The following is a 21402-nucleotide window of genomic DNA, read 5'->3' as shown; positions in this document are numbered from 1 at the left end:
TAGGGTGGGAATAAAAAGCGAAAGCAGGCGTAGAATAGCAGTGAGTGGGTCCTGAATCACTCAGATTTTACTCAATAGTAGGCGGTTAATTTCCCGACACTCTCCTGTAGACTACTGGCTAAGCTTTCTTTACGGCCCAGCCTCAGCCCACCCGCAGCACGAACGCGGAGGCCGTGCCGGCCGCCCCACCCTGCGACGCACAAAACAGGTACTCAGGCCGGCCATCGCGCAGCAAAAGCTGGGGCCGCTCCAGCCGGCCGTAGCGCTTGAGGCCGGCGGGGGCGGGCGGCTGCACCACGCCGTAGTCGCGCAGGGGTAGGAAGGCAATTTTGGGAAATGTCCACGCCTTGCCGTCCGCCGATTCGAGGTACAGGCCCACGTCCTGGCTGTACACGCCCATGTCGCGCGCCAGCAGCTTGAACCGGCCGTGCTGCCGCCACACGAAGGCATCCTCAAACTGCCGGTTCTGGCCCTGGCCCGAGAAGTCGATGACCGGGTTGCCGGCGTACTTCACGTAGGGCCCCTGCAGGTGGTCGGCCACAGCCAGCCCATACTTGCGGTTGCCCCGAATGGGCTGGCCCTGGGCAGCCTCGTACTCGGCCGTGTTCCACGACTTGTAGTAGAGCCAGTATTGGCCGCTGGGGTGGCGCACGAAGGCGGGGTTGGTGGTGCAGTGGTCGTCCCAGGCGCCGGCGGGGCCGGGCAACAGCAGGGGCTGGTTGGGGCGCGTCCAGGGGCCGTCGAGGGTAGGCGCGGTGGCCAGACCGATGCGCTTGGTGTCGGTTTTGCCGTTGGCGTTGCCCATGAAAAACAGGCAGTACAGCCCGTCTACCAGCTGAATGCTGGGGTTGTGGCAGGTAGTAGCATCCCAGTGGCCGGGGCCACGCGGGGCCAGCACGGTTTCGCGCACCGCGTAGGGGCCCTCGGGCCGGGCGGCCACGGCGTGCACGATTTCGGAGCCGTTGAGCCAGCCGCCCATGCCCTTCTTAGCGTCCCAGCGCGAGAAGAACACGTGCACCCGGCCATCGGGCCCATAAATGGGCGAGTTGCACCACACGTAGTAGCCCGGCAGCTCCAGCACCCGCCCCACCGGCCGCAGGTGCCGGCTGATGCGGGCAAAGTCGCGCCGCGGATAGGTGGCAATGAGGCGCTGGCCCGCGCCGCTGGCCGCCCACGCCTGGGCCAGCGGGGCCAAGAGCAAGCCGGTGAGAAAGGTGCGGCGGGTGGGCATGGGGTAGGGCGCTGAGTCAGCCGCAAAAGTGGGCCGCCCCTACCCCCCTCACTCTCCTGCACTGTGCGGGTGGGCGGCCGTCGTTCTAACGTTCGCCTCACCCCCCGGCCCCCTCTCCTTCAGAGAGGGGGAGCCACGGCAGCGCGACTTTTCAATGCTTATTAGTAATCGTCCGGCTCCCCCTCTCTGAAGGAGAGGGGGCCGGGGGGTAAGGCGCCCGCTTGCACGACCTGCGTCGCGCTATTACTTCTTCAAATACTTCTTCAAATTCAACCCCTTCGCCTCCCGAATGCCCTCGGCCACGGCTTCGGCATTAAGCTTGGCGCCGGCCTCGATGGTGTGAGTGTGGTCGACGGTGTTGAAGTAGGTGCTCTTGACCTGCGTTTCGCCGGCTCGGTCGTATTTATCGGCGACGCGCTGGTTAAGGTCGATAAAAGTGACGTGGGCCTGGCGGGCGGCTTCGGCGGCCCACTTGCCGTAGTCGGCGGTGCTGCGGTTGACCTTGCCCCCGGCCCACGAGTTGCGCGGGATGGGCGAGCACACCACTACCGTGGCGCCCTGCTTCTGCGCGTCGGCAATGAGCTGGCGCAAGTACCAGCCGTAGCTGTGCACCACTTCCTTCTCCTTGGTGAGGTAGTTGAAGACCTCCTGGCTCTCGTCGCCGTTGCTGCGGATGGTGCCGCGGGCGCGGGTCGAGTCGGTGAGCGGGCTGCTGTCGTTGTGCCCAAACTGCATGATGACGTAGTCGCCGGGCTTCAGGCGGGGGCGCACTTTTTCCCACCAGCCCTGGGTGCGGAAGGTGCGGCTGCTGGTGCCGCCGCGGGCGTCGTTCTCCACGCGCAGGCGAGTGGTGTCGAAGGCGGCGGGCAGGTAGTTGCCCCAGCCCCAGAGGCCGCCGTCGCCGCGGCCCTGGCCGTTCTTCACCGTCGAGTCGCCGATGAGGTAGAGCGTGGGCCGAGGGGTAGGGGCGGCGATGCTAAGCAGGAACGCGGCGAACAGGACGAGCGCCGTCAGGGGCAGCAAGCGGGTGGGTTTGGTGAGCATGAAGGTGATTAGGTTATCGTTGATTTTTCAAACAAAAAGAACGTCATGCTGAGCTTGTCGAAGCATGACGTTCTATCATATCAGTGTCCAGCTAATTCGCCACCCAATCACTTGCCCGCCAGTGTGAGCGCGCCCGGCGCCAGCCCCGGCGCGGTGGCCTGCACCGCAATGCTGCCCGGCGCGGAGGCCCGCACAATGGCCAGGCACTGGCCCAGGTACGTGGCGCGCACGCCGGCCTGGTAGGCCTCGTGGCTGCGCACGTCGCCGTTGTCGACGGCCACCACGCGGCCGGGGCCGCTGGTAGCAAACGTGATTTGCTGGGTGCCGTTGGGGCAGGGCACGCCATTGGCGTCGACCACGCGGGCCACCACGTAGGCCACGTCGTCCCAGCCGGTGCCGAGGGTAGGGCGCTCGGTACTGAGCACGACCTTGGCGGGGGCGCCGGCGGTGCGCAGCTCGTCGGTGGCTACTTCCTTGCCTTTGTTGCGGGCCACGGCGCGCAGGGTGCCTTTGGCGAAGGTGACGTCCCAGGCGCGGGGGCTGTCATCGGCGGGCTTGGGCTTGGTGCCGAGCGACTTGCCATTGAGAAACAGCTCCACCTCATCGCAGTTGCTGTAGACCTGCACTTTGGCGTCGTCGTAGGTATCGAAGTCGGTGGGCGTCCAGTTGGCGACCCAGGGGCCGGCGCCGGCGTTTTCTTCGCGGCGCACCACGTGCACTACGGGTTGGGCGGCCCACCAGCTTTGGCGCTGGTAGCCGAGCGGCCGCCAAAAGCCCGCGCGGTCGAAGAGGCCCTGGTTGTTGGTGGTTTCGGGCCAGTCGGCCTCGCCGAGGTAGTCGAAGCCCGTCCACAAAAACTGGCCCGCCATGAAGGGCTTATCGCGCAGGGCCAGCCAGGCGCTGAGCGCGTGGGTGTTTTCGGTGCCGATGACCTTGCGGGCGGGCTTGGCCTCGTGGGCGGCCACCAGTTCGTTTTCGCGGTAGTTCTGGCCCACCACGTCCATTATTTCGGCAAAGCCGTTCTCGTACACCTTCGACTGGCCGGGGCGGAAAAGCGCCATCGTGACCGGCCGCGTGGGGTCGAGCTGGTGCACCAGGTCCTGCTGCTCCTTGTATTTCTGGAAGCCCGCGGCGTCGTTCAGGTTGTCGTGAATCTCGTTGCCCACGCTGTAGAGCACGATGCTGGGGTGGTTGCGGTCGCGGCGCACCATGTCGCGGGTGTCGGCGCGCCACCACTCCGTGAAGAAGCGGTTGTAGCCCTGCTCGCCGTTGTTTTTGGCGGCCGTCCAGGTGTCGAAAGTTTCATCTAGAACCAAAAAGCCCAGGCGGTCGCAGAGGTCCAGAAACTCGGGCGCCACCGGGTTATGCGCCGTGCGAATAGCGTTCACCCCCACCTGCTTCAGCAGATTCAGGCGGCGCTCCCAGGCGGCCAGCGGCACGGCGGCACCGAGGGCGCCCGCGTCGTGGTGCAGGCACACGCCCTTGATTTTCAGGTTCTCACCATTGAGCCAAAAACCGGTGGCGGCCTCAACCTTCGCTTCGCGAATACCGAAGGGGGTAGGCTGCTCGTCGAGCACCGCGTTGGCCTGACGCAGGCGGGTGACGGCTTTATATAAAACCGGCTGCCGCAGGCCCCATCGCTGCGGCTTGGGCACGGCTATTTCCTGCGTGAAAACGACCGTGCTGCCGGCCGCCACGGGCTGGCTGGTTTGGGTGGTTTTGACGGGCTTGCCGGCCGGGTCGAGCACGGTAGTTTCGACCACGTAGGTGCCGGCCTGGGCGCCCTGGTTTTGCACTTCGGCCTGCACGCGCACGGTGGCCTGGGCGGCGCCGGCCTGCGGCGTGGCCACGTACACCCCATTCTCAGCGAAGTGCACCGGGTTGAGGCTGAGCAGCCTAACGTGCCGGTAAATACCCGCCCCGGTGTAGTAGCGCGAGGCCGGTTGCACCGAGTTGTCGGCGCGCACGGCCAGCACATTGGGCTGGCCGGGGCCGTAGTTCAGCTTACCGGTCAGGTCGTAGGCGAAGCTGCTGTAGCCGTAGGGCCGCTGGCCCAGCTTCTGGCCATTCAGCCAGACTTCGCTGTTGGCCATCACGCCATCAAACTCGATGACGACGCGGCGCTGGCGGTCGGTTTCGGGCAGGGCGAAGCGCTTGCGGTACCAGCCTACGCCGCTGGGCAGGTAGCCGCCGCCGCGGCCGGTGGGCGCGGCCTGGTCGTAGGTGCCGGCGATGCTCCAGTCGTGGGGCACGGCTACGGCCTGCCACTTGGCATCGTCAAAAGTGGGCTGGGAAGCTGTAGGCGCATCTTGCTGCAGAAAGCGCCAGTCGGCATCAAACGGCGTGACGATGCGGGCCGGGGCCTGCGCCTGGGCAGCCGGCGCGGCCGCCAGCAGCAACGCCAGGCCCGGCAGCAGCCAGCGAAGGGGGGTAGGAAAAGGAAGGGCGAGCACGGGTGGGAAAGTTGAGGGAGGCGAAAAGGGTCGGAGCCACGAACTGGGCGGCAAGTACGACGGCGTACCGGCCGGGGGCCTACCCGCACTCTCCTGCCGGGAGCGGCGCCGGCCCTATCAGCTGGCTCTTTTCCTTCTAAATCAATCACCTGAATCAACGGGCCGTGTGCTTCAGGTGATAGCTCCACGATAGGCTAATTTTTTAGTGGTAGCAGGAGGGAGCAGGAAAGCCCTGGTTTTACGCCCTTCTACTTTCACAAAAAAATCACCGAAGAAGGCAATTGCCGGCTTCGCTTCCTTCCCCACCCAATCCTATGAGAAAACTGTACTCCGCAGTTGGCGGCTTGCTTTTGCTGCTGCTACTGCTAGCGGGCCAGGCCCGCGCCCAAACCACCACCATCACGGGCAAAGTCACTACCCCCTCCGGCGAGGCCCTGCCCGGCGTGACGGTGCTGCTCAAGGGCACCACCAACGGGACGGGCACCAGTCCCGACGGCGCCTTTTCCCTGAGCGTGCCGGGCGGCCGGGGCACGCTGGTGTTCTCCTACGTGGGCTACGTGAGCAAGGAAATCGCGCTCACGCCGGGCCAAACGACAGTTAATCTGAAGCTCGAAACCGATAACAAGAGCCTCGACGACGTGGTGGTGGTGGGCTACGGCACCCAAAAGGCCTCGAACGTGACCGGGGCCGTGACGGGCATCACTTCAAAAGAGATTGAGGAGCGGCCGGTGAACCGCATCGAGAATGCGCTGGCGGGCCAGATGCCCGGCGTGTCGGTGCAAACGGTGTCGGGCGAGCCGGGTGCTGACCTGCAAATACGGGTGCGGGGCACGGGCTCCATCAACGCCTCCACCGAACCGCTGTACGTGGTAGACGGCGTGCCGGTAGACAACCTGCGCGGCTTCAACCCCACCGACGTGGCCAGCCTGGAAGTGTTGAAAGATGCCTCGGCCGCCGCCATTTACGGCTCGCGCGGCTCGAACGGGGTCGTGCTGATTACCACCAAGCGCGGCAAAATTGGTAAGGCGCAGCTGCAGCTTTCGGGCTTCGTGGGCCTGCAAACGCAGGAGCGGCGCATTAAGGTGCAGACGGCCGAGGAGTGGATTCAGATGCGCAAGGATGGCATTGACGAGGACTGGGTGAAGCAAAACGTCCTCAACCGCGCCGACGACCCCATGAGCGTGCGCAAGGCGCGCCTGGGCGGCAGCGCCATTAGCAGCACCAGCTACTACCGCTACCTCTACGACCCCAAGTGGGCGTACGGCACTGACAGCCTGGCGTATATCGACTGGCAAAAGGAGTTCCTACCCCCCGCGCCCATGCAGCAGTACACGCTGGGCGTGTCGGGCGGCACCCAGGACTTCAACTACAGCATCAACGGCTCGTACCTCAACCAGCGCGGCCTGGTCATTAACACCGGCTTGCAGCGCGGCACGCTGCGGGCCAACTTCGATGCCAAAATCCGCAAGGGCATCCGGCTGACCATGACGCTGGCTCCTTCGCTCGAAGACTCGAACCTGGGCCGCGTGGATGGCAAGGACCAGCAGGCGCTCAACGCCATTCAGATGCCACCCGTGGGGCCGCTGGCGGCGGGCGTGCTGGTGGGTGCCAATCCCTACCCCGCCTACCCCTGGTCGGGGCGCTACATCAGCCCGGTGGCCGTGATGCAGCGCACCCAGAACAACACCACGCGCTTTCGGATGAACGCCAACATTGGTCTCAACATCGACCTGGGCCTGCCCGGCCTGCAGCTGCAAACGCTGGCCGGCGTGGACAACTTGTACCTGGTAGCCAACGCGTTTACGCCCACCAGCGCCTCGCGCGACTGGGCCACCGCCGCTAACGACGGCGCGCTGAGCACCGCCTCGCGCAACCAGCAGTACAGCACGCACTACCTGGGCCAGGCCCTGCTGAGCTACACCAAGCAGCTGGGCAACCACTCTATTAACGTGATTGGCGGCACCTCGCTCGAAACCACCCGCCAGGACGTGAGCCAGCAAAATGCCTCGAAGCTGCCCAACGACTGGTCGGGCCTGTTCAACAGCGCCAACTCCAACACGAGCACCTATACTTCCGTGCCTTACAAAACGGCGCTGGTATCGTTTTTCGGCCGGGCGCAGTACAGTTATATGGACAAATACCTGGTGTCGGGTAGCCTGCGCGAGGATGGTTCGTCGAAGTTTGGCTCGAATTCGCACTGGGGCTTGTTTCCGGCCGCGTCGGTGGGCTGGCGCTTGTCGGAGGAGCCGTTTATGAAGGGCGTCACGGCCGTGAGCGACCTGAAACTGCGGGCCAGCTTTGGCATGACGGGCAACAACCGCATTCCCGACAACGTGCAGTACGCGCTGCTCAACCCCAGCAACTACTCGCTCAACGGTGCGGCCGTGACGGGCTACTCGCCGGCCAACTTCGCCAACGAAAACCTGCGCTGGGAACAAACCGTGAGCTACGATGCGGGCCTCGACTTTGGCCTGCTCAATAACCGCGTGCTGGTGTCGGGCGACGTGTACACGCGCACTACCAACGACTTGCTGCTCAATGCCGTGCAGTCGGCCGTGACGGGCTTCAACAACAGCTACCAGAACGTGGGCAGCGTGCGCAACCGCGGCATCGAGCTGGGCCTGAATACGCGCAACGTGGTGGGCAACGGCTTTACCTGGAGCACCAATTTCAACGTGGCCTACAACCAGAACGTGGTGCTGAAGCTCGGCGACGCCGACACCCCCATTCAGACCGGCTTCAGCAACCTCACCTCCATCATTCAGGTGGGGCAGCCCATCAACTCGTTTCTGCTCTACGACGCCATCGGGGTGTATAAAAACCAGGCGGAAATTGATGCCAGCCCCCACATGGCCAAGTCGACGCCCGGCGACTCGCAGTACCGCGACGTGAACGGCGACGGCGTGATTGACAACAACGACCGCACCCTCATGGGCAACCCACAGCCGAGCCTCACCTACGGCATGACCCACACGTTCAGCTACAAGGGCTTCGACCTCAGTATTTTGATGAATGCCCAGACTGGCGGCTACATCTACTCGCTGGTGGGCCGCAGCATCGACCGGCCGGGCATGGGCTACCTGTATAACCACCTCGACGTGTGGAACAACCGCTGGCGCTCGCCCGACAACCCCGGCGATGGCATGACGCCGAGCATCAACGCCACCACCGGCGCCTACTACGACACGCGCTGGCTGTATAAGTCAGACTACCTGCGCCTGAAGAACATCACGCTCGGCTACAACCTGCCCACGGCGAGCTTCTACAACCGGGCCCGCGTGTACGTGGCCGTGGAGAATGCCTACCTCTTCACGCACTACAAGGGCGGCTTCACGCCGGAGGCCTCCAACGGCACCGGCCTGGGCAGCTACGACTACGGCGGCTACCCCCCCGCCCGCGTCTACACCTTCGGCTTCAACATCACGCTGTAAGCTCCTCTCCCACCCGTCTTTTAGCTGATTATGAAACCCTTTATCTCTTTTTATCGGCCCGCGCTGCTGGGCCTTGGCCTGAGCGCTAGCCTGCTGCTGGGCGCCTGCAACAAGGTGCTCGACATTGCCCCCGAAGCCCACAACAGCGTGGCCGACTTCTACAAAACCGAGTCGGACTTCAACCAGGGGGTAGTCGGTATTTACAACGATTTTCTGCCCATCCCCGGCGACTCTTATTGGAACCTGTCGGAGCTGCGCTCGGACGACATCGTGGTGACGGTAGGCCTGAACGTGCAGCGCGACTACGCCGATATCAACGGCTACTCGGCCACCTCGCAGACCGGGCAATTTGAGACGACCTGGTCGGATTATTACTCCGTCATTTACCGCGCCAACGTGGTGCTGGGCCGCCTGCCGGCCATGTCGTTTGCGCGGGTGCCGCAGTTCACGGCCGAAGCCCGGTTTCTGCGGGCGCTGGCTTATTTTGACCTGGTGCGCTACTGGGGGCCGGTGCCGCTGACCACCACCGAAGTCAGCATTTCGGAGGCCAAAAACCTGCCCCGCGCGCCCATCGCCGACGTGTACAAGGTCATTACCGAGGACTTGACTTTTGCCGCCGCCAACCTGCCCGACGTATATGCCGCCACTGACAAGGGCCGCGTGACCAAGTGGGCCGCTAAGGCGCTGCTCGGCAAGGTGTATTTGACCATGTACGGCTACCCCCTCAAGCAAGCCGACAAGCTGCCGCTGGCCAAGCAACAGTTTGCCGACGTGATTGCCCAGGAGGGCGTGAGCGCCAGCGTGCCGGCCATCGCGCCGAGCTACAAGACCATGTTTCAGACGGTTAACGACAATAAGTACTGGCTGTTTGAGGTGCAGTACATATCGGGCACCGGCGGGCTGGGCAGCACCGCGCCCTCCGACATGGGCTTTCAGTACCCCTCGCAGTGGGTTACGTACCAGCCCTTCGGCCCCGACGCGGGCGTGAACCCCAACCTGCTGGGCGCCGGCTGGCCCAAAATCGACACCCGCAAGGCGGCCACCATCGATTCGGGCTACGTCGATACCAAGACCAAGTTTGTGTCGCCGCGCATTCAGTTCACCAAGTTTTTGGAGAAGGGTACCACCGCCCCCACCGGCACCCGCGACTACCCCAACAACTACCCCCTCATCCGCTACGAAGACGTGCTGCTGATGCAGGCCGAAGTGCTGAACGAGGAAGCCGGCACCGGCGCCGCAGTGCCCACCCTGGCCCTCACCTACCTAAACCGCATCCGGACCCGCGCCGGCGTACCGGTGCTCAAAACCATGACCAAGGAGAATTTCCGGCTGGCCCTGGAGCAGGAGCGCCGCTGGGAATTTGCCGCCGAAGGCCAGCGCTGGTTTGACCTGGTGCGCACCGGCCGCGCCCTCACCGTGATGAACCAGTTTATCAAGGACAACGCCGTGCGCCACCCTACCCCCCTCGACGAGCACGACCTGCTGTTCCCAGTGCCCTTGCAGGAAATGCAGATTAACCCCGGCTTCTGGCAGCAGAACGCGGGGTATAATTAGGGGCGTATTTAAGGACTCAAAAAGAACGTCATGCTGAGCTTGTCGAAGCATCTCTACCACGCCGTTAGAATTACTAACCGACTGGCGTGGTAGAGATGCTTCGACAAGCTCAGCATGACGTTCAAAAATGCCTAAATACCAGCTTCCTTACTGCCTCCCACCCATGCGCCTACCCCTCATAGCCGCCACCCTGCTCGCCCTCACGGCCGCCCAGCTGCCAGCCCCTACCCCCCTGTTGTTCTGCTACTTCAAGAACAACGGCACCGACGGCCTGCACCTGGCCTACAGCCGCGACGGCTACCAGTGGGCCGCTCTGCACGGCGACAGCACCGTGCTGCGCCCCACCGTGGCCCAGGACCGACTGATGCGCGACCCCTGCATTATTCGGGGGCAGGATGGGCAGTTTCACATGGTCTGGACGGTGAGCTGGCAGGACCGCGGCATCGGCTACGCCACCTCCCCAGACCTGGTGCACTGGAGCGCCCAGCGCTTTTTGCCGGTGATGGCCGACGAGCCCAACGCCCGCAACTGCTGGGCCCCGGAAATCACCTACGACCCGCGCACCAAAAGCTACCTCATTTACTGGGCCACCACCATCACGGGCAAGTTTCCGGCCACTCAAAGCACGCAGGAGAGCGGCTACAACCACCGGCTGTACTGCACCTCGACCCAAGATTTTCAGACCTTTACGCCGACGCGGCTGCTGTATGAGCCGGGCTTCAATGTGATTGACGCCACTATTCAGCCCGACGGCAAGCGGTTCGTGATGTTTTTGAAGGACGAAACGCGCGAGCCGGCGCAAAAGAACATTCGGGTAGCTTTTGCGGAAAAATTGGGCGGGCCGTACGGGCCGGCGTCGGCGCCCATCACGGGTGCTTATTGGGCGGAGGGGCCCACCACGGCCCGCGTGAGCGGCGAGTGGCTGGTGTATTTCGACAAGTACCGCGACCATAAATACGGCGTGGTAAAATCGACCGACCTTACGCACTGGACCGATGCTTCGGATAAGCTGCACCTGCCCGCCGGCCTGCGCCACGGCACCGTGCTGCCCATTTCGGAGGCCGAGCTGCAAACCCTGCTGGCAGCGCCAGCCGCCCCGTAGCCATGCGGCGGTTTTTTCATTGCTGGTGCCTGCTAGTGCTGGCACTGCTACCGATGACCGGACGGGCCCAAGCCCCTACCCCCCCGCCGGCCGGCCACCTCGCGCCCAAGCCGCTCTACCGCGACCCGGTGTATGATGGCGCGGCCGACCCGGTGATTATCTGGAATAAAAAGGCCCGCAAGTGGTGGATGTTTTACACCAACCGCCGCGCCACCGACTCGGCCGCCACCGGCGTGACGTGGGTGCACGGCACCAGCATCGGCATTGCCGAATCGGGCGACGGCGGCGCCACCTGGACCTACCGCGACACGGCCAACATCAACTACCGCCCGCAGCCCGGCTACACCTTCTGGGCGCCTGATGTGATAGCGGATAAGGGCATCTACCACATGTTTTTGACCTACGTGCCGGGCGTTTTTACTGACTGGAACCACCCGCGCACCATCGTGCACCTCACCAGCCCCGACCTCCTGAACTGGCACTACGTGAGCACCCTACCCCTCGCCACGGATAAGGTCATCGACGCCAGCGTGTTGAAGCTGCCCAACGGCACCTGGCGGCTGTGGTACAACAACGAGCGCGACCACAAAAGCACCTACTACGCCGACAGCCCCGACCTGAACACCTGGACCGACCACGGCCCCGCCCTGGCCGAGCGCGGCGAAGGCCCCAAGGTATTCCGCTGGCACGACCAGTACTGGCTGATAATCGACCCCTGGAAAGGCCTCGCCGCCTTCCACTCAACCGACCTGCTGCACTGGACGCCGCAAGCCACGCGCCTGCTCGAAGCCCCTGGCCGGGGCCCCGACGACCAGGCCATCGGCGGCCACGCCGACGTGGTGGTGAGCGGCGGCCGCGCCTACCTGTTTTACTTCACCCACCCCGGCCGGGCGGCGGCCCACCCCGCGCCGGCCACCAGCGTAGCCGCCCGCCGCAGCGTCATTCAGGTAGTGGAGCTGCACTATGACAACGGCCAACTGACCTGCGACCGCGACCAACCGACTTACGTGAATTTGAAGCCGCCGGAGAAGTGAGGGATGTGGAGCGAACGGAGCACCTCACGAGACCCGCCAGAACAACACTATCTCAACCACTAATGAACCAACCCATCCGCCTCGCCGCCACCCTCGTCCTCGCCACCGGCCTGCTCACCGCCGGCCGGGCCCCTACCCCCGGCCGCCAGCTCGAAGCCCTCGACCGGGGCACCGTGGCCGTGGCGGTAGGCAAGGGCCAGACGTTCATCAGCTGGCGCTTGCTGGCGACCGATGCGCCGGGCCGGGGCTTCGACGTGTACCGGCAGGCGGGCACTGCGGCGCCGGTGAAGCTTACCCGCACTCCCCTGCTCGCCGGCACCAACTACCTGGATGAAAGCGCCAAAGCTGGCCCCGCCTACACCTACTTCGTGCAGCCGGCCGGCAGTGGCGCGGATAGTCACCCGGTGCGGGCTGGCGTGTGGGCCCAGCCCTACCTGCGCGTGCCGCTGCGCCAGCCCACGGGCGGCACCGTGGGCACCGGCGCCGAGGCCAGCGCCTACACTTACAGCGCCAACGACGCCTCGGCGGCCGACCTCGACGGCGATGGTCAGTACGAACTTATTCTCAAGTGGGACCCCTCCAACTCCAAGGATAACGGCCAGGCCGGCCTCACCGGGCCGGTGCTGCTTGATGCCTACCGCCTCGATGGCACGTTGTTGTGGCGCATCAACCTCGGCAAGAACATCCGCGCTGGGGCCCACTACACGCAGTTTCTGGCCTACGATTTTGACGGCGATGGCAAGGCCGAAGTAGCCTGCAAAACCGCCGACGGCACCGTGGATGGCACCGGCAAAACCATCGGTGACGCCAGCAAGGACTACCGCTCGCTCACTACCCCCACCGACGCGCCCGCCGTGCCGGGGACCCGCGACGCCCGCTACGGCCGTATCCTGGCTGGGCCCGAGTACTTCACGGTGTTCAGCGGCCTAACCGGGGCCGCGCTCGCCACCGCGCCCTACGTGCCGGGCCGCGACCCCATCGATGGCTGGGGCGGCATCGGGGGCAATGGCGGCAACGACCGCTACGGCAACCGCTGTGACCGCTTCGTGGCCGCCGTGGCCTACCTCGACGGCCACCTGCCCAGCGCCGTGATGTGCCGCGGCTACTACGGCCGCACCGTGCTCGCGGCCTGGGACTGGCGCGGCGGCAAGCTTACCCAGCGCTGGGTTTTTGACTCGAAAGACGCTCAAAACCCGTTCTCCGGCATGGGCAACCACGGCCTGAGCGTGAACGACGTGGACGCCGATGGCAAAGACGAAATCGTGTACGGCGCGATGGTGGTCGATGACAACGGCCAGGGCCTGTTCAGCACCGGCCTGCGCCACGGCGACGCGCTGCACGTCAGCGACTTCGACCCCAGCACGCCGGGCCTCGAAGTGTGGGGCGCCCACGAAAACGAAGAGCCTGTGCCCGGCCACCCCGCCGGCCCCGGCGTGGCGCTCTACTCGGCCACCGATGGCAAAATATTGTGGCACGGCGATGATGGCCAGGACGCCGGCCGCGCCATGGCCGCCGACATCGACCCACGCTTCCCCGGCGCCGAGCTATGGGGCGGCTCGCCCGAGGTGGGCCTGCGCTCTATCAAAGGCGAGCGCATCGGCAACGCGCCCCGCTCGGTCAACTTCGGCCTGTGGTGGGATGGCGACCTGCTGCGCGAATTGCTCGACGGCACCCACGTGGACAAGTGGGACTATAAAAACGCCACCACCACGCGCCTGCTCGACGGCAGCCCCTTCGGCGCCGTTTCCAACAATGGCACCAAGGCTACCCCCTGCCTGTCGGCCGACCTGCTCGGCGACTGGCGCGAGGAGGTAGTCTGGCGCACCGCCGACAACCAGGCGCTGCTCATCTGCACCACCACCATACCCACCACCTACCGCCTGCCCTGCCTCATGCAAGACCCCACCTACCGCCTCGGCGTGGCCCGCGAAAACGTGGGGTATAATCAGCCCCCGCACACCGGGTACTTCCTGGGCGAGGGCATGAAAATGCCGGCGAGCCAGCCCGTGAAGTAGTGGCATTTACCTTTCTGGAACGTCATGCAGAGCGTAGCGAAGTATCTCGCTTGCGCCACTGGAGTCACTAAACCCAACGATTCGAGCGAGATGCTTCGCTGCGCTCTGCATGATGACCAGCGTGGTATGAAAGCACATTACAATAATTCCTACCCCCCCTCCCACCCATGAGCGCTCGTTTTCTCCTGCCGGCCCTGGCCTGCGTCGCCCTACTCACCAGCCCCGCGCAGGCGCAAATTGGCCGGCGCTTTCCGGCGGAGCGGAAGGTGGTGACGGACCCCGTCACCGGCACGCCGCTCACGTTTTTGACCAGCACGCCAGCCGGCGATTCCAAGATTTACCAAACCCATAACCAGTGGACGGCCGACTTGCAGTGGCTCATTTTCCGCTCGAACCGGGCGAAGAACGAGGCGATGGCGGTGAATGAAAAGACCGGCGACATCGTGCAGGTGAGCGAGGGCGGCTACGTGGGTATGCTCAACGTGGCGCGCCACGCCATGAAGCTGTATTTTATGCGCCAGCCGCCCGGCCCTACCCCCTCGCCGAGCGGTGAAGCGGCACCAGCTTCTTTGCAAATCGTGGAAGTAGATTTGGCTAAAGTCTTTGCCGATAGCAAAGCCGGCAAGATGCGGCCCGCCAGCGCTTACCAGCGGGTATGCGGCACCACGCCGCCCGCGCTGCAAGCCGGCGGCGACATGGCCCTCGACGGCGACGAAACCTGGGCCTACTTCCGGGTGGGGCGCGACGAGGCCGCCCGCCACCTACCCCCCGGCACCAAGCTGGAAGCCAATTTTGGCCCGCGCAACATGGGCGCCGGCCCCGCGGGCATTGCGGCGATGAACGTGAAAACGGGCGCCATCAAGTACGTGGTGTCGGTGCCGTTTCAGATTGGGCACATCCAGACCAACCCCTGGGTGCCGGGCGAAATCGTGTTTTGCTGGGAAACGGGCGGCAAGTCGCCCCAGCGCACCTGGATGGTGCTGGCCGACGGCAGCGGCCTGCGCCCGCTCTACCCCGAAGCCGAAACCGAATGGGTGACGCACGAGGCCGTGATTACCAAGGATGAAACGGCCTTCGCCATTATGGGCCACCGTCCCATTCCGGCCGTGGCCCAAGACGTAGCCGCTGGCACGCCCGTAACCGGGGCCAACCCCGGCCAGGAAGCGGCCTGGGGCCCCAGCGGCACCCGTGAGAAGCCCACCGGCCTGGCCATCGTCAACCACCGCACCCGCGAAATGACCATCGTGGGCCAGACGCCCAGCGGCAGCGGCCTGTGGCACGTCAGCGGCTCGCCCGACGGCCGCTGGGCCGTGGGCGACGACTTCGCCCGCAACATCTACCTCATCGACCGGCACACCCACGAAATGCTGCTGCTCTCCACCAGCCACAAAGCCACCGCCGCCGACCACCCTCACCCCACCATGAGCCCCGACGGCACCCGCATCGAAATTCAGTCGGCCATGCTCTCGGCAGATGGGCGCAGCATGAATATCTGCATCATTCCAGTGCCGGAGGCGTGGCTGCGGCGGGTGTATAAGTGAGGTAATTTGGGAGGCAGTAGAAAGGTCATGCTGAGCGTAACGAAGCATCTCTACCGCGCTGGTGGAACCTCACCCCCTACCCCTCTCCAAAAGAGAGGGGAGCCAGACGTGACGGCACCACTTCTGCGATGCTTAACCCCGTGGTGTACTGCTCCACCCGTTATCCTACCTGCAAACCGGCTTGGGATTTGGAGCCCAGAAAATGCTTGACGGAAGTTGAATAGCTCAGGATAGCTAGAGCCGTCAACTCTAAAGGCAAGGTTAAACAGAAACCTAGCAGGGGACCTGAATGGGTGAAGTTGTAGTAGATAATGCTGCTTATCACGCACACACTCAAGCTACAAATTAGTATCATAAGTATCCGGGCGGGACGCCAGCGCCGGAACAGCAGGAATAACAACAGTACACTCGTTCCGACCCCGCCGCCGTAGTGGCCCGAAGGCGCTACAAACCACAACTTCTGATAAATGGGCAACGCCAGGCTCAGCAGCCAGCAGCTGGCCACTACTACTAGCAGCCAAAAACCTTTGTCAGTGGTACGCATAAGGCAAAGCATTCGGAGGTCTGGGAACCGTGAAAAATGACAGCAACGCGAAGTAATAGCCCAGCGAGCAAATTATTCCAGCAACTTTCTCTCTGTTAGCCATCTTTGCGAAAGAATGCTCACAACATCTTCAAGATACTGACTGTAAGAGCTATTGAAGCTGTTTAGAAAGTCGGCTTTGAGGCGGGCTGCCTAAATGGACTTTCTAAACAGCTTCATTAGATGTGGAACGTAGCCGCGGAATGAGTGCTCTTTACACCGTTCTGAGCCTATCAACCCTACCGCCCCATAATGGCCAGCACGGGCGCCACCAGCAGCCGGGAGCCGGTGGCGTCCAGGTGCAGGCCGTCGGCGGTCATGGTGTTGATGTCCAGGCCCGGGGTTTGGTAGCCGTTCACGAAGAGGCAATGGGTGCGGCGCGCCACCTGTTGGAAGGTGCTGGCCATGTGGCGGACCCGCTCGTTGCCGCCCTGGTACTTGGGTAGGGCTTCGGCTTTCGTGCCGTAGGGCGGCGGGGAGATGAGGATAATCTTAGCGCGGTTGATGGCGGGGTAGGGACAGGTTTTTATGCGGTGGAGGAGGGTTGCCAGGTTGACCGGGACTTCTCGCTGGCGGTCGGCAAAAACGGCTTTGGCGTCGTTGGTGCCCAGCTCCAGCACCACGAAATCGAACGGCCGGTCCTGGGTAAACTCGGCCGCTTTCCGCAGATTTTCGTCCAAGACCAGCAGCGAATTCAAGGTGCTGTCGCCGTTGTTCACGAACCCAATGGTGCGGCCCGATTTGCTGATATTGAAGACCTGCGCCTGGGGTAGGGCCAGCTCCAGCTGCTTGGGCCAGCTGTGGGGAAACGTGCCGTTGCTGTCGCCTAGGGTCAAGATGTTGAGGGGCTTGTCCGACGCCACCGGGGTTTGCGCGGGTAGCAGGGCCGGCAGGAGCAGTAGAAACAGGAGAAGCTTTTTCATGGCAATGGCTAATAATTAGGACCTGCTGGCGCGTGTCTGCGACGCTAGAAGCCTCGCTTGCTACTTTAGATCATGCTTTCATCTTATTCTACCCAAAGCCTAGACTTCTTGTTGGAAATACTTCCAGACTTGCAGCCCTTCGTAACCGAGCAAGAATATTGGTTCGAAATAAAGATGGTTTCGCCATCCGGTTGGGACTTTTGGGTATCATCAGCGAATACTGAGATTACCGTTGGCTTCGCTGAATATCACACTCATTTTGGATGGCATGAAGGCGACCCCACAGACGATGCCACTGATGCCGCCGGATTCATTCGTTCCCTTCGTACCGGGCAGTTGATGTTATCAGTTTGGTATCGAGGCGAAGAATACGTGGGTTCTCGCCCAATTGAATCCATTCAAGAAGCTCAGCCGAAAACATGGTTTCAACGTTGGTGGAGACGAAAACAACGGCTTCAAATCAAAAAGTGGATTGAATAACCTCGTCCAGCCTACTTCAAAATCTGCACGGAACTGTCGTTGATGCCATACGGGTGCTGCTTGAGTAGCTGGATGATTTCGGCGCCGGCCAGCAGCACGGGGCCGTAGCCGTGGGCGGCGTACACGTTCACGGGGCGGTAGTAGTAGAAGGCCGGGTCGAAGCCCATGCCGGTGCCCACGCAGGTGCCTTCGACCTGGCCCTGGGGGGTGACTTTGGTGCTCACGGCGTTCCAGGCTAGCAGGGCCATGGGGCCGTAGGCCTGGGCATCGAGCCAGCCCTGGTTCACGGCGTGGGCGATGGCGTAGGCGTAAATAGCCGTGGCCGAGGTTTCGAGGTAGCTGTCGGGACGGTCGAGCAGCTGGTGCCAGAAACCCGAGCCGCTTTGCTGGGCGGCCAGGCCGCGGGCGTGGGCGCGCAGCAGCTCCAGCACCGCCGGACGGCCGGGGTGGTTGGCGGGCAGCACGTCGAGCAATTCCACGGTGGTGAGGATGGCCCAGCCGTTGGCGCGGGCCCAGTGGAACTCGGGGTGCTCGGCCATGCCCTGCACCCAGCCGTGCATGTAGAGGCCCTTTTGCCGGTCGAACATGCGCGGGGCAAACTGCGTGAGCTGCTTCACGGCCTCGTCGTAGTAGCGGGCGTCGCCGGTGAGCTTGCCCATTTGGGCCAGCGCCGGGATGCTCATAAACAGGTCGTCGAGCCAGAGCGTGTTGGGCTGGGGGCGGTTGCGGGCCAGCGTGCCATCGGCGAGGCGAAATTCCTTGGTCATGATGTAGCTCACGAACGGGTCAATCATCGGCCGCAGGTTGGCGGTGGGGTCGAGGCGCTGGGTCTTTATCATGGCCGCGCAGATGGCGCCCACATCGTCCAGGGCGTGGGGCTGCACGATGGAGCGCACGGGCGTGGCCGCCTCGGGGTGGGCCGTTTGGTAGGCGCGGAAGTAGGGCACCAGCTCGCCCAGAAACTTCAGACGGCCGCGGGTGTAGGCGGCGAATTTGGGGTCGCCGGTGGTTTCGGAGGCGCGGAGCATGCCGGCGTAGGTCACGCCCCACTCGTAGCTGGTGAGGCGGAAATCGCCGGGCTTGATAATGGCGTCGGGGTTGAATTTCCGGCGGTCAGTAATGGTCGCGTTGGTCTTTTTATCGACCAGCTCGGTGGGGGTAGCGGCGTCGAGGTAGGCGTACACACGGTCGAGCACCAGCTTCACGCCTTCGGCCGTGGTCTGGCCGTAGGGGATGGGGTAGTCGGGTTTTAGCAGGTGCAGGGGGGTGGTAGTGTCGTTGGCTTTGGGCGGCGCGGTTTGGGCGTAGGCGGGCGTGGCGGCAAGCAGCAGGAGCGCCAGTGATAGTCTTTTGCCAAAAAAGAGGGGGTAGGGCATGGGAATTGGCCGCCTAAGAAAGTTAATAAATATCTCCAGAACGTCATGCTGAGCCTGTCGAAGCATCTCTACCGCTTCGTTGAACGGCTCATGCGAAGCGGTAGAGATGCTTCGACAGGCTCAGCATGACGTTCCGCTAAGTCAGCATGACTTGTTCGTCTAAATCAGCAAGCCTCTACCCCCTTATTGTGCCACCACCTCGTAGCTCGCGCCCAATTTGGTCGGAAACGAGGTGAGGTAATAGGTAGTCCCGTTGGCCGTTTCGGTGGTGGTTTTGGCCGCGGCCGGGCTCACCTGCACAGGCCCGCTGGTGCGCAGCACGCACGGCGCGCCGGCCCGCGAGGTGAGGCGCGCCGTGACCAAGCGGCCGTCGTGCCAGGTCATATCGACTACGAAGCCGCCGCGCGCCACCAGGCCCTGCACCGCGCCGGTGGCCCAGGCGGCGGGTAGGGCGGGCAGCAGGTGCACGTCGGCGAGGTGGCTTTGCAGCAGCATTTCGGTGAGGCCGGCGGTGGCCCCGAAGTTGCCGTCAATCTGGAACGGTGGGTGGGTGTCGAAGAGGTTGTGGAGGGTCGAGTTTTTGAGCAGTTCCTGGTACATCTTGTAGGCGTGGTCGCCGTCGAGGAGGCGGGCCCAGAAGTTGATTTTCCAGGCCTTGCTCCAGCCGGTGCCCGCATCGCCGCGCACCACCAGCGTTTGGCGGGCGGCCGCCGCCAGGGCGGGGGTAGTGAGCGGCGAAATCTGGCGGCCGGGGTGCAAGCCAAACAGCTGCGACACGTGCCGGTGTTGCGGGTCCACGTCCTCAAAATCGCCGTACCACTCCTGCAAATTGCCTTTTTTACCAATGTGAAACGGGTAGAGCCGCGCCCGCGCCGCCCGCACCCGCGCCGCAAAAGCCGCGTCGGTACCCAGCACCGAGTCGGCCTCCAGTACATTGGTGAACAGGTCGCGGATAATCGACATGTCCATGGTGGAGGCGATGGTTACGACCTCCTCGCGGCCGTTGGGCAGGCGGTAGCTGTTTTCGGGCGAGGTGGAGGGGGCTGTCACGAGGTAGCCGTCGTGCTCCACCAGCCAATCGAGGCAAAATTCGGCTGCCCCCTTTAGCAGGGGGTAGGCTTCCTGGCGCAGGTAGGTTTTATCCTGCGTAAAGCGGTAGTGGTCAAATAAGTGCTGCGAGAGCCAGGGGCTGCCCAGGCTCCAGTTGGCCCACTTGGGGTCGCCTACCCCCTCGCCCACCGGATTAGTCGAGGCCCAGATATCGGAGTTGTGGTGCGCGGCCCAGCCGGCGGCGCGGTAGTAGGTGCGGGCCGTGGCGGTGCCGGTGGTGGCCATGTGGGCAATTTGGGTGCGCAATGGCTCCTGCAGCTCGGCCAGGTTGGCGGCCTCGGCGGGCCAATAGTTCATCTGCAGGTTGATATTGGTGGTGTAGTTGCTGCGCCACGGCGGCTGCGTGAGCTGGTTCCAGATGCCTTGCAGGTTGGCCGCCGGGCCGCCCGGCCGCGAGCTGCCCAGCAGCAGGTAGCGCCCAAACTGAAAGTACAGCTCCTCCAGGGCCAGGTCGGGCTGGCCGGCTTTGTAGCGCGTGAGGCGCTCGTCGGTGGGAAGGTCGGGCGGCGTGTCGCCGGCCAGCGTGAGCCGCACCCGGTTAAAATAGCTCTGGTAATCAGCTACGTGGCGGGCCCGCAGCTGCGCGAAGCTGTATTTTTCGGCGCCGGCCAGCCAGCGTTGAGCTTCCTTGGTCTCGTCCTTGCCATCCTTATCGGGGCACTTGTCGAAGCCGTTGAAGCTGGTGGCGCCCGATACCAGCAGCAGGGCCTCGCTGGCCCCGGCCACGCGCAGGATGCTGTCGGCCGTCGTCACGCGCCCGTCGGTGCGCGCCACTTTCAACCGAATCTGGTAGCGCATGCCGTTGCAGCCGCGGTCGTCCTGATACACCACGGGCTTAGCCTCCTGGTTTTCTACCAGACTGGTGCGGGCCTTGCCGCGCAGCACCAGCTCCCTACCCCCCGCCGCCAGCTTGGAGGCCAGCGGATTGCGCAACGACAAGCTAAAGCTCAGCGCCTTTTTCTTACTGGCCGTGAGGCGAATGACAATGACCTGGTCGGGCGCGGTCACGAATACCTCGCGGGTGTAGGTCACGCCGTTGGCGGTGAAGCGGGTGGTGGCAGTAGCAGTCGAGATATCGAGGTCGCGGCGGTAGTTGCTCACCGCGCCGGTCAGCGGCTGGCGCAGCAGCAGGTCGCCGAGGGGCTGGTAGGCGTTGGTATTGGGGCCCTGCATCTGGCGCATGAGCTTCGAGGCCGCGCTGTTATCGCCGGCGAAGAGCAGGCGGCGCACCTCGGGCAGGTAGGTGGGCGCGGCCGGGTTGGGGTCAGGGTTAGCGGGGCCACCGGTCCACAAGGTGCTCTCGTTCAGCTGCATCAGCTCGCTGTCGGGCCGGCCGAAGAGCATGGCTCCCAGCCGGCCGTTGCCCACGGGCAGCGCCTCGTTCCAGTCCTTGGCGGGCTGGCGGTACCAGAGCACCGTGGCGGCCGGCGGCTGCGCCAGAGCGGGTAGGGCGAGGCTTAGGGCCAAGATTAGGGCAGGCAAGAACTTGCTTCTCATTGAATGAAAAAGAACGTCATGCTCATCG

14 protein-coding genes are annotated in these 21402 nt (G+C 63.9%); 7 read left to right on the top strand and 7 right to left on the bottom strand.

The window, feature by feature from the left end:
- Positions 1-142: 142 nt before the first annotated feature.
- The 3 genes from E4631_RS04790 to E4631_RS04780 form a co-directional block, all read right to left on the bottom strand.
- On the bottom strand, positions 143-1231 hold the full coding sequence (locus E4631_RS04790; protein ID WP_133659779.1) for a glycoside hydrolase family protein: 1089 nt from the start codon (positions 1229-1231) through the stop codon (positions 143-145).
- Between the two features lie 243 nt (positions 1232-1474).
- Positions 1475-2275 (bottom strand): rhamnogalacturonan acetylesterase, encoded by an 801-nt coding sequence (locus tag E4631_RS04785; RefSeq protein ID WP_133659780.1) that lies wholly within the window; start codon positions 2273-2275, stop codon positions 1475-1477.
- Between the two features lie 107 nt (positions 2276-2382).
- Positions 2383-4728, bottom strand: a complete 2346-nt coding sequence (locus E4631_RS04780; protein ID WP_240734663.1) for a glycoside hydrolase family 2 TIM barrel-domain containing protein — start codon at positions 4726-4728, stop codon at positions 2383-2385.
- 314 nt (positions 4729-5042) lie between these two features.
- Between E4631_RS04780 and E4631_RS04775 the strand changes: the two genes are divergently transcribed.
- The 6 genes from E4631_RS04775 to E4631_RS04750 all read left to right on the top strand — a co-directional run bounded on the left by E4631_RS04775 (position 5043) and on the right by E4631_RS04750 (position 15405).
- Complete coding sequence (locus tag E4631_RS04775) at positions 5043-8159, top strand: TonB-dependent receptor (RefSeq protein ID WP_133659781.1); 3117 nt, start codon at positions 5043-5045, stop codon at positions 8157-8159.
- 30 nt (positions 8160-8189) lie between these two features.
- Complete coding sequence (locus E4631_RS04770) at positions 8190-9713, top strand: RagB/SusD family nutrient uptake outer membrane protein (protein ID WP_133659782.1); 1524 nt, start codon at positions 8190-8192, stop codon at positions 9711-9713.
- A 163-nt stretch (positions 9714-9876) separates the two neighbouring features.
- Positions 9877-10815 carry a glycoside hydrolase family 43 protein gene (locus tag E4631_RS04765; protein WP_133659783.1) on the top strand — a complete coding sequence of 313 codons (939 nt, stop codon included), beginning with the start codon at positions 9877-9879 and terminating at the stop codon, positions 10813-10815.
- A 53-nt stretch (positions 10816-10868) separates the two neighbouring features.
- Entirely contained in the window at positions 10869-11849 is a 981-nt protein-coding gene (locus E4631_RS04760; RefSeq protein WP_133659784.1) for a glycosyl hydrolase, read from the top strand.
- A 62-nt stretch (positions 11850-11911) separates the two neighbouring features.
- The gene (locus E4631_RS04755; RefSeq protein ID WP_166648253.1) at positions 11912-13864 is read left to right on the top strand and encodes a rhamnogalacturonan lyase; all 1953 of its coding nucleotides are present in this window, start codon (positions 11912-11914) and stop codon (positions 13862-13864) included.
- Positions 13865-14031: 167 nt separating this feature from the next.
- Positions 14032-15405 carry a hypothetical protein gene (locus tag E4631_RS04750; protein WP_133659785.1) on the top strand — a complete coding sequence of 458 codons (1374 nt, stop codon included), beginning with the start codon at positions 14032-14034 and terminating at the stop codon, positions 15403-15405.
- Positions 15406-15565: 160 nt separating this feature from the next.
- On the opposite strand, the gene E4631_RS04745 is transcribed toward E4631_RS04750, so the two are convergent.
- Together E4631_RS04745 and E4631_RS04740 are read right to left on the bottom strand one after the other, a co-directional pair.
- On the bottom strand, positions 15566-15949 hold the full coding sequence (locus tag E4631_RS04745) for a hypothetical protein (protein WP_133659786.1): 384 nt from the start codon (positions 15947-15949) through the stop codon (positions 15566-15568).
- 278 nt (positions 15950-16227) lie between these two features.
- Positions 16228-16911: a GDSL-type esterase/lipase family protein gene (locus tag E4631_RS04740; protein ID WP_133659787.1), complete on the bottom strand. Its 684-nt coding sequence runs from the start codon at positions 16909-16911 to the stop codon at positions 16228-16230.
- A 72-nt stretch (positions 16912-16983) separates the two neighbouring features.
- On the opposite strand from E4631_RS04740, the gene E4631_RS04735 reads away from it, so the two are divergent.
- On the top strand, positions 16984-17391 hold the full coding sequence (locus E4631_RS04735; protein WP_133659788.1) for a hypothetical protein: 408 nt from the start codon (positions 16984-16986) through the stop codon (positions 17389-17391).
- An 11-nt stretch (positions 17392-17402) separates the two neighbouring features.
- Here E4631_RS04735 and E4631_RS04730 read toward each other — a convergent pair whose 3' ends face one another.
- A complete protein-coding gene (locus E4631_RS04730) occupies positions 17403-18767 on the bottom strand; it encodes a glycoside hydrolase family 105 protein (protein ID WP_133659789.1) in 1365 nt (454 codons plus the stop codon).
- Positions 18768-18950: 183 nt separating this feature from the next.
- On the bottom strand, positions 18951-21344 hold the full coding sequence (locus E4631_RS04725) for a glycoside hydrolase N-terminal domain-containing protein (RefSeq protein WP_240734661.1): 2394 nt from the start codon (positions 21342-21344) through the stop codon (positions 18951-18953).
- Positions 21345-21402: the final 58 nt, after the last annotated feature.

This window comes from Hymenobacter sp. UV11 (genome assembly GCF_004684095.1).
Taxonomy (GTDB): Bacteria; Bacteroidota; Bacteroidia; order Cytophagales; family Hymenobacteraceae; genus Hymenobacter.
This window is presented reverse-complemented; position numbering and strand designations above follow the sequence as displayed.

Excerpts from the sequence above, each read along its gene's own strand:
- E4631_RS04745 (WP_133659786.1), bottom strand. The coding sequence starts at position 15,949 with ATGCGTACCACTGACAAAGGTTTTTGGCTGCTAGTAGTAGTGGCCAGC.
- E4631_RS04735 (WP_133659788.1), top strand. The coding sequence starts at position 16,984 with ATGCTTTCATCTTATTCTACCCAAAGCCTAGACTTCTTGTTGGAAATA.
- E4631_RS04750 (WP_133659785.1), top strand. The coding sequence starts at position 14,032 with ATGAGCGCTCGTTTTCTCCTGCCGGCCCTGGCCTGCGTCGCCCTACTC.
- E4631_RS04730 (WP_133659789.1), bottom strand. The coding sequence starts at position 18,767 with ATGCCCTACCCCCTCTTTTTTGGCAAAAGACTATCACTGGCGCTCCTG.
- E4631_RS04765 (WP_133659783.1), top strand. The coding sequence starts at position 9,877 with ATGCGCCTACCCCTCATAGCCGCCACCCTGCTCGCCCTCACGGCCGCC.
- E4631_RS04740 (WP_133659787.1), bottom strand. The coding sequence starts at position 16,911 with ATGAAAAAGCTTCTCCTGTTTCTACTGCTCCTGCCGGCCCTGCTACCC.
- E4631_RS04790 (WP_133659779.1), bottom strand. The coding sequence starts at position 1,231 with ATGCCCACCCGCCGCACCTTTCTCACCGGCTTGCTCTTGGCCCCGCTG.
- E4631_RS04755 (WP_166648253.1), top strand. The coding sequence starts at position 11,912 with ATGAACCAACCCATCCGCCTCGCCGCCACCCTCGTCCTCGCCACCGGC.
- E4631_RS04775 (WP_133659781.1), top strand. The coding sequence starts at position 5,043 with ATGAGAAAACTGTACTCCGCAGTTGGCGGCTTGCTTTTGCTGCTGCTA.
- E4631_RS04785 (WP_133659780.1), bottom strand. The coding sequence starts at position 2,275 with ATGCTCACCAAACCCACCCGCTTGCTGCCCCTGACGGCGCTCGTCCTG.
- E4631_RS04760 (WP_133659784.1), top strand. The coding sequence starts at position 10,869 with ATGACCGGACGGGCCCAAGCCCCTACCCCCCCGCCGGCCGGCCACCTC.
- E4631_RS04770 (WP_133659782.1), top strand. The coding sequence starts at position 8,190 with ATGAAACCCTTTATCTCTTTTTATCGGCCCGCGCTGCTGGGCCTTGGC.